Annotated in this window: 9 protein-coding genes; 5 read left to right on the top strand and 4 right to left on the bottom strand. The window is 59.6% G+C overall.

Annotation, left to right across the window (positions count from 1 at the left end; translation table 11 throughout):
- Positions 1–132 precede the first annotated feature (132 nt).
- From AB4O01_RS23580 to AB4O01_RS23570, 3 genes are all read right to left on the bottom strand, one after another.
- Complete coding sequence (locus AB4O01_RS23580; protein ID WP_007914613.1) at positions 133–504, bottom strand: translation initiation factor Sui1; 372 nt, start codon at positions 502–504, stop codon at positions 133–135.
- Between the two features lie 284 nt (positions 505–788).
- Positions 789–1,346 carry an NUDIX hydrolase gene (locus AB4O01_RS23575; protein WP_093430252.1) on the bottom strand — a complete coding sequence of 186 codons (558 nt, stop codon included), beginning with the start codon at positions 1,344–1,346 and terminating at the stop codon, positions 789–791.
- A gap of 3 nt (positions 1,347–1,349) precedes the next feature.
- Entirely contained in the window at positions 1,350–2,417 is a 1,068-nt protein-coding gene (locus AB4O01_RS23570) for a DUF2333 family protein (RefSeq protein ID WP_016984927.1), read from the bottom strand.
- A gap of 425 nt (positions 2,418–2,842) precedes the next feature.
- Between AB4O01_RS23570 and gcbA the strand changes: the two genes are divergently transcribed.
- The 5 genes from gcbA to accC all read left to right on the top strand — a co-directional run bounded on the left by gcbA (position 2,843) and on the right by accC (position 9,090).
- Positions 2,843–4,513 carry a diguanylate cyclase GcbA gene (gene gcbA, locus AB4O01_RS23565; RefSeq protein WP_093430251.1) on the top strand — a complete coding sequence of 557 codons (1,671 nt, stop codon included), beginning with the start codon at positions 2,843–2,845 and terminating at the stop codon, positions 4,511–4,513.
- 51 nt (positions 4,514–4,564) lie between these two features.
- Complete coding sequence (locus AB4O01_RS23560) at positions 4,565–6,511, top strand: methyl-accepting chemotaxis protein (protein ID WP_460089727.1); 1,947 nt, start codon at positions 4,565–4,567, stop codon at positions 6,509–6,511.
- A 240-nt stretch (positions 6,512–6,751) separates the two neighbouring features.
- The gene (gene aroQ, locus AB4O01_RS23555) at positions 6,752–7,204 is read left to right on the top strand and encodes a type II 3-dehydroquinate dehydratase (protein WP_093430249.1); all 453 of its coding nucleotides are present in this window, start codon (positions 6,752–6,754) and stop codon (positions 7,202–7,204) included.
- Positions 7,205–7,252: 48 nt separating this feature from the next.
- Positions 7,253–7,717: an acetyl-CoA carboxylase biotin carboxyl carrier protein gene (gene accB, locus AB4O01_RS23550; RefSeq protein ID WP_093430248.1), complete on the top strand. Its 465-nt coding sequence runs from the start codon at positions 7,253–7,255 to the stop codon at positions 7,715–7,717.
- 17 nt (positions 7,718–7,734) lie between these two features.
- Complete coding sequence (accC, locus tag AB4O01_RS23545; protein ID WP_093430247.1) at positions 7,735–9,090, top strand: acetyl-CoA carboxylase biotin carboxylase subunit; 1,356 nt, start codon at positions 7,735–7,737, stop codon at positions 9,088–9,090.
- A 66-nt stretch (positions 9,091–9,156) separates the two neighbouring features.
- Here accC and AB4O01_RS23540 read toward each other — a convergent pair whose 3' ends face one another.
- Positions 9,157–13,116: a type III effector 1 gene (locus AB4O01_RS23540; RefSeq protein ID WP_460089725.1), complete on the bottom strand. Its 3,960-nt coding sequence runs from the start codon at positions 13,114–13,116 to the stop codon at positions 9,157–9,159.
- Positions 13,117–13,140 lie beyond the last annotated feature (24 nt).

Below are 13,140 nucleotides of genomic sequence, written 5' to 3'. Positions count from 1 at the left end.
GCGGTAGACCGCACTGACTGCGTGGAGTTTAGAAACCGGTCATGAACAGGCTCTGTGAAAACCATGGAGACGACGCCGGATCTGAAGTGTTTCAGCGCCGGATCAAGCCGCAGGTGGTTTTCACAGAGGCTGCTAGCCGCCGGACTTCTTCGCTTTGAAACCGTGCTTGATCAGCTCAGCCAAGAGTAGCTCGACATGATCGCCCTGGATTTCGATGATTCCGTCTTTCAACGCGCCGCCGGTGCCGCAACGTTTCTTCAACGTTGTCGCCAGCTCCTTGAGCGCGTCTTCGGCCAGTGGCACGCCGGTGATGGTAGTCACCGTTTTGCCGCCACGGCCCTTGCTCTCGCGTCGCACGCGGGCAATGCCGTCGCCAGCCGGGATCACGGTTTGTTTGCAGATACAGGCGTCCACCGGCTTACTGCATTCCGGGCAATGACGACCTGCGTCGGTGGAAAATACCAGGCCGCCCAGGGCGGCGAAGGATGCGGCTTTTTTGGCCACCGGCAATCCTCTCGGGAGGACAAAGACTGATCGCGACCTTGGGCAAGGTCATCGACCGCGAAGCCCCACTCAGGCAGGGGCAGCGCTACTGCACCGATAAAGCGCCAAATGCAGGAGCTGTCGAGTGAAACGAGGCTGCGATCTTTTGATTTCGACGCCAAAACAAAAAATCAAAAGATCGCAGCCTGCGGCAGCTTCTACAAAAAGCACTCGCGGTGCAGCTTGAAAAGGTCGCGCAGTGTAACGGCAAAAATCCCGATTGCTAAGTGCCAATCGGCGCCAATTTATGTGTTCTTTGCGACGTCGCTTTGCTGCGCCTTCAGATAGCGCTTCAATGCGGCCAGAGAGTCCGGGCAATAAGGCTTCTGCTGGATTTCCTGCAGCACCTGTTCGACCGGAATAAAGCGCGCTTCCAGCACCTCTTCCGGTTGCAGTTTCAATGGGCCGTCCCACACGGCAGAAAACGCCGAACACCACAGGCGATTGCCGGTGTCCTCAAAATAGAAATGGTCATGAGCCGTCAGCTCGACGCCGCTGACGCCCAATTCTTCTTCCAGTTCACGGGCCGCCGACTCGGCGTAGGTCTCGTCTGCCTGGACCATGCCGCCCGCCGCGACGTCCCAGTAGCCGGGATAAATCGCCTTGCTCAAGGTGCGCCGGTGCACGCACAGCTCACCGGCAGAATTGAACAACATGATGTAGGTGCCACGGCCAATCAACCCGCGCTCGCGCAAATCGGCGCGCACGAGCGCGCCGAGCAGGTTGTCCTGCTCGTCGACCCAGGCGATCTGTTCGGCATCCGAGGCGGCGCGATGGGCCGCCTCTTTGGCGTTCTGGCTCATGAATCAGCCCTGATTGAGCAGTTGACGCAAATCGATCACCGCCGCGTTGGCCCGGGAAATATAGTTGGCCATGACCAGCGAGTGGTTGGCCAGCACGCCGAAGCCGCTGCCGTTAAGAATCATAGGACTCCAGACCGGCTCCTGCGAGGCTTCCAGTTCACGGATGATCTGACGCACGCTGACCGTGGCGTTCTTCTTCGCCAGCACATCGGCGAAATCGACTTCAATGGCGCGCAGCAGGTGCGACAGCGCCCAGGCCTGACCGCGCGCTTCGTAGAACACGTTGTCGATCTGCATCCACGGGGTCTCGACGACTTCTTCGTCAACCTGCGGCACTTCGCCGATCGCCGGCACTTCGGTTTTCAGCGCAGTATTGAGTTTGACCCGGCCAACGCTGGCCGACAGGCGTTGCGACAGCGAACCGAGACGGGTGCCGACATCGCCCAGCCAGTTGTTCAGGTTGTCGGCGCGAGCATAGAACAGCGCGTTTTTCTGGGTTGGATCGGACAGGCGCGCCTGATAACGACTCAGCGAGTTGATGCCCTCCTGATATTCCGACTCACTCGACGGCAGGATCCAGCTTTTGTTGTCGAAGTTGAAACGCGGCTCGGCCTTGGCCAGATCGGCATCCTCCGCCGACTGCGACTGCGAACGGGCAAAGTCTTTACGCAGGGCACGGGTCAGGTCACGCACCTGCACCAGCACGCCGTATTCCCAGCTTGGTGTGTTGTCCATCCACAGGCCCGGCGGGAAGCGGTCGTTGGAAATGTAGCCGCCCGGCTTGTTGAGCAAGGTGCCGGCAACGGTCTTCAGGGTTTCGACGGTGGTGTAGCCGATCACCATCTGCTTGCCTTCTTTCTCGGCCGCCACTTGCGCGTTTTGTGCGACCGGAAACAGCGCCGGCTCCTGGCTCCAGTACCAGCCAAGGCCAATGGTCACCAGCAGGTAGATGCCGATCAGCGTGGCCAATGCACGGCTGAACAGTAATCCGCCAACATAGCTGCGGGTGGCCGACTTGGGTTCGGCGGCACGTTCAGGCGCGCTGCCCGCGCGGTTTTTCCAGTCCAGCATGGCGATATCCTTTCAATCACTTGGGTTCAACGGTTCGACCACAACCATACAACAACGTGCCGGGGCCGGGCACCCGCGCGTAAAGATAAGCCGCAATTCGTATGGGCGAATGACGCTTCGACGATGACTAAGGGAATCCCCGATGCCCATGCTTCAGCCCATCGGATTGAAAACCATCGCAAAGGTCATTCACTGCACGGATAAAAGCACGACTGCGCCGTCATCCTGATCACCCAGCTTAGTCAGGGAGTGCCCGGCCTACGGGGACTTGTCAGACACTCAGGTCAAAAACAAAACCGCCCGGTCAGAAACTGAATGGTGACGCACTGCAGATTATTGACGTACGACACTCGTGTAAGGGAAAAGAGGTGCTAGCATAGAGCCACCAGTCGATCTCAGCATGCAGCCTAACTAGTAGTCAGGATATGACCGAGCCAGAAGACCCCAGCCGTGAGCGTCTCAAGCACCACTTTGCCCAGCGGGTAATTCATCAGGCACGTCAGATTCTTGAGATATGGCAGCGCCTGCAACGCACTGAGTGGTCCAATGTCGATCTCGCCGAACTGAGCGAGGCCAACCTGCGCCTGCTGCGTTTTGCCGAGCGCTTCGAACAGCCCGAACACACGCAGCTTGCGCGCCATATCAGCCAATCGCTGGAAGCGGTGGACGCCAATCGCGGTCGCCTGAGCAGTGGCTTGATCACCGACCTCAATCGCTTGATGCAGCGCTTGTCACGCACCGGCCTGCGCCATGGCGATCAACTCGACCAGACTTTCCTGCCACCGCTGCGCAAACCGATCTATGTGATGCTGCAAGATCACGACCGCGCCGAACGCCTGGCCAAACAACTGGAATTCTTCGGTCTGAGCGCGCAGGCGCTGGACAGTGTGTCGGCGTTTCGCTCCTCGATGGTCGAGCGCCTGCCCGCGGCGATCGTCATGGACGTCGATTTCAGCGGCGCCGGCATCGGCCTGAAACTCGCCGCGGAGGCCCAGGTCGGTTTGGAAGAACCGCTGCCGCTGCTGTTCTTCAGCCTGCACGAAACCGACACGCCAACCCGTCTCGCCGCCGTGCGCGCCGGCGGCCAGGAGTTCCTCACCGGCACCCTCGAAGCGTCGAGCCTGCTGGAAAAGATAGAAGTCCTCACCTGCGTCGCCCAGTACGAACCTTATAAAGTGCTGATCATCGACGACTCGCGTGCACAGGCCTTGCACACCGAGCGCCTGCTCAACAGCGCCGGCATCGTCACGCGGACCTTGATCGAACCGATTCAGGCGATGGCGGAACTGGCCGATTTCCAGCCCGACCTGATCATCCTCGACATGTACATGCCAGCCTGCACTGGCACCGAACTGGCCAAAGTGATTCGCCACAACGATCGCTATGTCAGCGTGCCGATCATTTACCTGTCGGCCGAGGACGATCTGGACAAGCAGCTCGACGCCATGAGCGAGGGCGGCGATGACTTCCTGACCAAACCGATCAAGCCGCGCCACCTGATCACCACCGTGCGCAACCGCGCCGCCCGCGCGCGCAATCTCAAAGCACGGATGGTCCGCGACAGCCTCACCGGTCTGTATAACCACACGCACATTCTGCAATTGCTCGAAGACTGCTCGTTCCGCGCGCGCCGCGAGAACAAGCCATTGAGCTTTGCCATGCTCGACATCGACCATTTCAAACGGGTCAACGACAGCCACGGCCACCCGATGGGCGACCGGGTGATCAAGAGCCTCGCGCTGTTTCTCAAGCAGCGTTTGCGCAAAACCGATTTCATTGGCCGATACGGCGGCGAAGAATTCGCCATCGTCATGCCCGACACCGATATAGAGGCCGCGCACAAAGTGCTCGACGAGATCCGCCAGCGCTTCGCTGAAATCCACTACCCGGCGCAGCCGCAGGATTTGTGGTGCACCTTCAGCGCCGGCGTGGTGGAAATGCACGATGACTGCGACAGCCTGATGATGGCCAGTCAGGCCGATGAGGCGCTGTACCGCGCCAAGGGCGCCGGACGCAATCGCGTGCAGACCGCGCGCGACTCAAAGCAAAGTGCCACTTTTTCATCGGATTCCACTGATTCGGTCATAACCCTGTAACAGAACCGCAATAAATTCAGGCGCTTACCATTTCTGCCGTTGGTAGCCGTCATGCGCCTGAAGTTGCTCACCAATCTCAATACCCTGCTGTTGGTCGCCGTGTGTCTCGCACTCGGCGCGACGCTGTGGTGGTCGCAAAAAGCCCTTGAGCGCCCGTATCTGTTGATGGAGCGTTATCTGGGGCTGTCGCAGCAATTTCAGAACGAGGTGGCACGCAACGTCGAGGATTACCTCGCCAGCGGCGACGCCTTGCGCCTGAGCAGTGCCAGTCAGGCCATCGACAATTTGCAGAAAGAACTCGGCGAATTGCCGCCAGCGCTGGCCGACACCCTGCGCCCGAGCCTGTCGGGCCTTGATGAATTCAGCAAGACCGACCTGCTCGCTGCCGGCAAACTGGCGGGCGACCCGCAGGCCTTGCTGTTGCAGGCAGAGCGCGAACTGAGCGCCAGCCTCGATCAGCTCAGCACTTACGCCAACGGCAATGCGGCTTATCTGACGCCGTTGCTCGTCGCTTCGCAGCACTTGGGCAAGCTGTCACTGGCGCGGGACAAACTGGTCAGCAGCGGGCGCAGTGAACTGGCCGCCGATGTTGAGCGCGAAGTCACCAATATCCGCTCGCAAGCTCAAGTGATTGATGCCCTGCCCTTGCTCGGCGTCGTCGCCAACAATGAATCGGGCAGCGACGATTTCGCCGCGCTGATGGGCATCGAGAGCAGCGAAAAAGCCGTTGCCGAAGACGCCGGTGTCGGGCTCAAACGTGAGCTCAACAGCTTGCTCGGACGCTATCCGGCGGAGCTGGCACGCACACGGAATCAGATTCAGAAACGCACCGACCTCAGCACCGCCACCCACCAGAAAATCGCCGCCGTGCAGCAGGCCATCGCCGGACTTGAGCCGGTCGTGCGCGCGCAGCACGGGCAAATTCAAGGCGAAGTGCGGCTGATGCAAGGCGTGATGATCGGCTTGATTCTGCTGATTGCGTTGCTCATCGACACCTTGCAGCGGCGGCTGGCCCGCACGCTGACCAATCTCGCTCCGGCGCTGTCGAACTGGGCCGAAGGCGATTTCAGCCGCGGCATTCATTTGGGCAAAACCAACCGTGAACTGCACGACATCGAGGCCTCGCTCAATCGATTGCGTGCCTACCTGGTGGATTTGGTCGGGACAATTCGCGGCAATGCCGAACAAGTCGCAGGCAGCAGTCGCACACTCGCCGAACTAAGCAACGACTTGCACAACGGCGCCGAACATCAGGCCGGTGACACCGCGCTGATCCGCGATTCACTCGGCGAGTTGGAGGCGACGATTCAGCAGGTCGCTGGCGATGCGCAGCAGGCGGCGGATGCCAGCCGTCATGCCGGATTGGCGGTCGAGCATGGCCAGACCGTGATTGGCCAAAGCCTGACCGGCCTGCACGCGCTGGTCGGTGAGGTTCAGGGCAACGCGCAAATGATCGAGCATCTGGCCGAGGAGTCAGCGACCATTGGTGGCGTATTGACGGTGATTCGCTCGATTGCCGATCAAACCAACCTGCTGGCGCTTAACGCGGCGATCGAAGCGGCGCGTGCCGGGGAAATGGGTCGAGGATTTGCCGTGGTGGCTGAAGAAGTGCGCTCGCTGGCACAACGTACAGCCGGCGCAACTGCCGAGATTCAAACCCTGATCGCCGGCCTGCAAACCGCTGCTCGTCAATCGGTCGAAGGCATGCGCACGCAGGTCGAGCACGCCGAAGCCACGGCCAATCAGGCGCAAGCGGCAGATGGCGCGCTGGATAAAATCGTCGGCGCGATCCAAACCATTTCCGACACGGCGATCCGCATTGCCGACGTCACGGCGCAGCAGAGCGGCGCGGTCAGCGAGATTCGCGATCACAGTGAGCGGATTCATCAGTTGGGTGGGGATAATCTGGTGCGTATCGGCCGCGGGCGTGAGCAGGGTGAGAATCTGCTGATATTGGGCGGCCAATTGCACACAGCCGTTCAGGCATTTCGCGTCTGACAAATTGCCTTCGCGAGCAAGCTCACTCCCACATTGGAATGCATACCCTGTGGGAGCGAGCTTGCTCGCGAAGGCGTCAGTCCAGACACCACAAATGACCGGATCAAACCACTTGGTCACATATTTCGCGCAAACATCGGCCATCGTGCTGGCTATTGCATAGAACTGGACAGTCACAAAGTCTTTGCGGCATAGTCGCCGGGTTCTGACGATTGCTCATTCATAACAAGGACTACGCAGATGGCGACCCTCCTGGTGCTGCACGGCCCCAACCTGAACCTGCTCGGCACCCGCGAACCCGGCACTTACGGTTCAACGACCCTGGCGCAGATCAATCAGGATCTGGAGCGCCGCGCCCGTGAAGCCGGTCATCATCTGCTGTATCTGCAAAGCAATGCCGAGTACGAATTGATCGACCGCATCCACGCCGCGCGTGGCGAAGGGGTCGATTTCATTCTGATCAATCCAGCAGCTTTTACGCACACAAGTGTCGCATTACGTGACGCGTTGCTGGGAGTGAGCATCCCATTCATCGAAGTGCATTTGTCCAACGTGCACAAACGCGAACCTTTCCGCCATCACTCTTACTTCTCCGACGTAGCGGTGGGAGTGATCTGCGGCCTTGGCGCCAGCGGTTACCGACTGGCCCTGGAGGCTGCGCTAGAACAGCTTGAAACACAGGCAACGGCTTGAACTACAAGCGTTAAACGCCCCTGACCGACCCTTGGGAGTTGATGATTCATGGATATCCGTAAAGTTAAGAAACTGATCGAATTGCTGGAAGAGTCCGGCATCGACGAGCTCGAGATCAAGGAAGGCGAAGAGTCCGTACGCATCAGCCGTCACAGCAAGACCCCGGCTCAGCAGTACTACGCGCCGGCTCCGATGCACGCTCCGGCTGCCGCACCTGCCGCCGCCGCTGCTCCGGTTGCTGCCGCAGCCCCGGCTGCCGCTGCTGCACCAGCGCTGAACGGCACTGTTGCCCGTTCGCCGATGGTCGGCACCTTCTATCGCAAATCTTCGCCAACCTCGCCGTCCTTCGTTGAAGTCGGCCAGACCGTGAAGAAAGGCGACACTCTGTGCATCGTCGAAGCCATGAAGATGATGAACCACATCGAAGCTGAAACCAGCGGTGTGATCGAGTCCATCCTCGTCGAAGACGGCCAGCCGGTTGAGTACGACCAACCGCTGTTCACCATCGTTTGAACTGCGGAGAGCCTTTGATGACTGCGAAGTTGGAAAAAGTTCTGATCGCTAACCGCGGTGAGATCGCCCTGCGGATTCTGCGTGCCTGCAAAGAGATGGGCATCAAGACCGTCGCCGTTTACTCCAAGGCCGACAAAGAGCTGATGCACTTGGGTCTGGCAGACGAATCCGTCTGCATCGGCCCGGCTTCTGCCGCTCAGTCCTACCTGCACATCCCGGCCATCATCGCTGCCGCTGAAGTGACTGGCGCTACCGCCATTCACCCAGGCTACGGTTTCCTCGCGGAAAACGCCGATTTTGCCGAGCAGGTCGAGAACTCCGGCTTCGCGTTCATCGGCCCGAAAGCCGACACCATTCGCCTGATGGGTGACAAGGTCTCGGCCAAGCACGCGATGATCGAAGCAGGCGTGCCAACCGTTCCAGGTTCCGATGGCCCGCTGCCGGAAGACGAAGAAACGGCATTGCGCATCGGTCGTGAAGTCGGCTACCCGGTGATCATCAAAGCCGCTGGTGGCGGTGGTGGTCGCGGCATGCGCGTGGTGCACAAGGAAGAAGACCTGATCGCCTCGGCGAAACTGACCCGCTCCGAAGCAGGCGCGGCGTTCGGCAACCCGATGGTCTATCTGGAAAAATTCCTGACCAATCCGCGTCACGTCGAAGTGCAGGTTCTGTCCGACGGCCAGGGCCACGCCATCCATCTGGGCGACCGCGATTGCTCGCTGCAACGCCGCCACCAGAAGGTTCTCGAAGAAGCGCCGGCACCGGGCATCGACGAGAAGGCTCGCGAAGAAGTGTTGGCTCGTTGCGTCAAGGCGTGCATCGACATCGGTTACCGTGGCGCCGGCACCTTCGAGTTCCTCTACGAAAACGGTCGTTTCTACTTCATCGAAATGAACACCCGTGTTCAGGTGGAGCACCCGGTTTCGGAAATGGTCACCGGTATCGACATCGTCAAGGAGATGCTCAGCATCGCCGCTGGCAACAAGCTGTCGTTCACTCAGGATGACGTGGTTATTCGTGGCCACTCGCTGGAATGCCGGATCAACGCTGAAGACCCGAAAACCTTCATGCCGAGCCCGGGCACGGTCAAGCATTTCCACGCACCAGGCGGCAACGGCGTTCGCGTCGATTCGCACCTGTACAGCGGTTATGCGGTTCCACCGAACTACGACTCGCTGATCGGCAAGCTGATCACTTACGGCGCGACCCGCGACGAAGCCATGGCCCGCATGCGCAATGCCCTGGACGAAATCGTGGTTGACGGGATCAAGACCAACATCCCGCTGCACCGTGACCTGGTTCGTGACGAAGGCTTCTGCAAAGGTGGCGTGAACATTCACTACCTCGAGCACAAGCTGGCCAAGCAGTCGTAAGACTGACCTGGCGTGGAAAAACCCGATCCCTGTGGATCGGGTTTTTTTATGCCTGCAACCAGCGCATCAGTTCATCGACACCAAGGTAAAAGCTTGCCCCTGAATCATTTCAGGGGTTGCCCGGCGCCCGTTCTGGTCGACTACAGCGCCAGAGGCATCTTGGTGCAATGGCTTTCGACGAAACCGCTCCATGAATACCTGTGCGCGTTTCGACACCGGATCGCTGGCATATCTGGCCCGCTGCAAAACCGGTGAATACAAGCGTTCAAACTGGCTGGCGGAAGTCTTGAACACCGTCGAAACACCGTTGTTCAGATTCAACGAAACAGCATAGGTATTACCCAGACAGGAAGAATACGACCAGTAATCCCATGTCGGCCTCAGCCCCTGTTGACGCAATACACTCCTGACCGGTCCACCGATGTCGGTGCCGGTCAGCCAGTCACCGCCCACCAGCGTGACCCGAACATCTTTGGGCGAGCCTCCCAGACGCGTCATCGCATCCTTGACGGTGTGGTTGATCAGCGAGCGAATGTTGTGATCGAAATGAATGACTGCGCCGACCTTTGTCGCCGGGTTGTACATCGAGGCAATCACGCAGGTCTGCGCATTCAGCGAAAACAGATAATTGTCCATAGACCCGGCGACAAACTTCGCCACCACAGCCTCGCCCTGCAACGCACCACGGTTCAGCACTGGCTCGACCCGGCCGGGAAACGCATTGCGCAGATTGTTCACTCGACCAAGATTACGTACCTGATCATTGCCGCCGCGCAGCCCGACCCGGTCATGCGTCCATTTGCCACTCGCGGTCAGACGTACGGGGCGCTGATAAATGGCTTCGGGGCGCCGGGCATCGATCAGGCTGAGCCCGCCGAAATGCGGGTTTTCCCTGACCTGGAAGTACTTGCCTCTGTTGCGGATGTAATAGGTCGGTTGGGGCTGCGCAGCACTGGGCGGACTGCGCCATGTGCCAAAAAAGACACCTTCTTCAGTGACCTGCTGCAAATTATCCGGCTTGTTGCTGACGGCCTGTCTGGCGTGAAAACGCACCTTGCGAACCGCCGGCAGCGCTTCCTTGCGAATCGGAGCCACCGTGCTCAAGCGTTCGGTGAGCAATGAGACCGGCCGCGTCGTGTGCTTCAGATTTCTGACCGTGCGCCCGAGTAACTTGACCGTACTGCCGGCGCCAACCATGGCAAACAGCGCGCCCCACGACGCCTCAAGCCAATGGCCGAGCGCGCCATCGACATCGCCCTCCAGATGCGCCGCGACGGCATCACCGGCACTGACGGCAATGAACACCACGTCCAGCAGCAAGGCGAAGGGCGGAAACACCATGCAGAACGGCGCGGCGGCGAACATCAGTCCCTTGACCACCTGTCTTTCGATCATTTCCGCGCGGCTGGTCGTGATGTCGTGCACATCCGTAACCGTGCGCTCGATGTAAGCGTTAAACTCAACCCGCGCGTCGCTCACTCGCTGCGCTTCGTACAGCGTATCGACGCGCTGATTTTTTACCGCTATCGCATGCAAGGAGAGCGAAACGGTTTTGCGTGCAGCAACCGCCGTGCGCGCCATCAAGTAGTCATGCAGCTCGCCGGCGATGTCGCCAAACAGTGAATGGTACGGGCGCACCGCAAGGCCGTCAGGAGCATCCGGGGTATACAACCACCAAGACGGCTCGGGATCGAAAGCAGTAAAAACATAAACCCCGAGTACGACATGACCACGCACAGTAAATCTGAATACGCCGTCAGTCGTGACCCTGTTGGCGCCCGGCAAATGGCCCCCTGACGTTGGCAATTGACTCAACAGCGAGACCTGGCGGACGAGCGCTGTATACACCGTGTCGCTTAGCCGTGCCTGACTTCGCGCAACCCGCAAGTCACGATCCATTGTCGACAGCAGCACATTGCGCCAGGCAAACCGGCGCGGCTCGTAGTCCGCATGGCGAGCGTCGAGATATTTGCCTCGGATTTCGCTGGCGTACTTCTCACCCAGCCAGGCCCCGCGCAGATACAACGCCAGATCGGCGCTGCGCACCTCGCTCAGATCCTGGCCAACGGATGAGCGCACGCCCTTTTTCGGATTGTCGATACCAGCGTTGTCGTCATAGCCGTAGATCGCCAGATCGAGCAGGCTGGCTACCGACTGTTTCCTGCGATCGGCGATGCCGGCGTTGTAATCGATCAACACGGTGGCCGGATCAACCGGTTCCAGCACCTGTTTGCTGCGCATATAAGGTGCGATCTCTGCGGCCACCGTGCGTCTGGCAAAATCGACAAAGACTTCGAAACCGCCCAGCAACTCATTGAAGACCTGCTGATGAACAACAAGCTCCTGATTCAGGCTGCTGAGGCGTCGACGCGCATCCAGGGTCAGCGTTGAGTTCCAGCGCAGTAAATTGTCCTCTTCGACCTGCTGCAGGTTTTTGGCCAGGCCCATTTTTACAGCCGCTTCGACGCACTGAGCGAACGGCAGGGGCGCACGCCGAATATCACTGCTCATACCCCAACGGCCAGGGTCGGCAGCCACGGCGACAAGATACTCCCGCGCTCGCCGATGGGCAGTGGGAGAAAGCTGCTGCAAAAGATATTCGCGACCGGACTCGCTCTGCGTCCAGCCCCAGACCTCTCCGGTCAATGCCGCCAGCGAAGGCAGGCGCACCCACTCCTGGCCGTCTGGCTTGTTTGGCGCGTACAGCAGCAGATCGCTCACCGCTGGTGCAGGCTCTTGCCGGTAAAACACCAGAAAGTCGGCACACTGCATGCCGTTGGGTAAAGCCAGTGCGGCGACGCGCAAAGATTCGCCCATGGCTTCCCCTGCCCACATCGATTCGAGACGATCATGATCGTCCACCGCCAGATGCCCCGCACAACGCGCAACGAACGCGCTTTGCTTGAGTCGCGCGACAAACCAGTCGATCAAGGCCTTTTGTACGTCCTCGCGCTCATACTGCCCGGCGAGGGCTCGCAGGTACCCGACCGGATAATCCTGGTCGGCCAGCATGTCGGCGATGAATGCCGGCTCCAGCGGCTGATTGCGTCGCGAAGGACCACTGGTGACTTCCAGAACGGCAGCGAAATCCGTACCGATCGGCCCCGCCGCGAGCAACTGGCTCAAACTGCGGTTCTGCGTCGGCTCGCCGACCGCTGAAAGCCACCTCAGGCGGACATCGATCCGGTCCGGTTCCACCTCCATGTCGAGTTTGAGCTGGATATAGTCAATCGCCTGTTGCCGGGCATAGGCGCGCAACGAGCCGTAGCCTTCCAGCAGATCATCGAGCGCTGCCTGGGCCTGCGACGTCTGTTCTTGATAACGGCGCAGCCTGGCACGCTCCGGTTCGTTCAGCACCCGCAGCCAATGCGGCAATTGCGCGTATGACTGCGCTTCGAGCCTCTTCTTTTCCGCACCCGTTGCCAGTGCGGTCAACCGATAGCGGCGAGCGCCTCGTTCCTGAACCTTTTCGATTTGCCTGCGCAATCGATCCGGCGTCAGTCGCACGAGCCGGTCAGTCTGGAACAGCGCGTCGATGTCATCGATATAACGCTGCAATTTGCGCAAAACCAACTGATCGAACGCAGCCTCCTGCCCTTTGGTTTCCCAATGTGTTCGCAGGTAGTTTTTGTATTGATCAAGGAAATGCTCAGAAACGCTCTCCACAGTCTGGATGACCGCTTGACGATGGCCGAGCGGAAATCCCCGGTCAGCAGCACCCGGCCAGCGGTACGGAGCGTCCTGAATCGCCAGGTACATCATCGGCTTGCCGTCGATGATTTTCTGCAGAATCGAATCGAGCAAAGCCAGCACAAAACCCGGATCGATATTGCCGTGCGGGTAATGATTGCGCAGCTCGGTCAACGCGAAAGCTTCCATGGCCTCCAATAAGGTCAGCTGACTGCTCAGGCGCTTGTCGATGAGTACCTGCCAACGCGTGATCCGCAGCAGAATCTCCTGGGCCGTCCCTGTGGGCGCAGCGGCTTCCGGTGGTTTTTCTTCTACAATCCCTTGTTCACTCGCCATATCGTCCAGCCCGCTTGCGTAGAA

Source organism: Pseudomonas sp. S2_E02, assembly GCF_054668355.1.
This window is presented reverse-complemented; position numbering and strand designations above follow the sequence as displayed.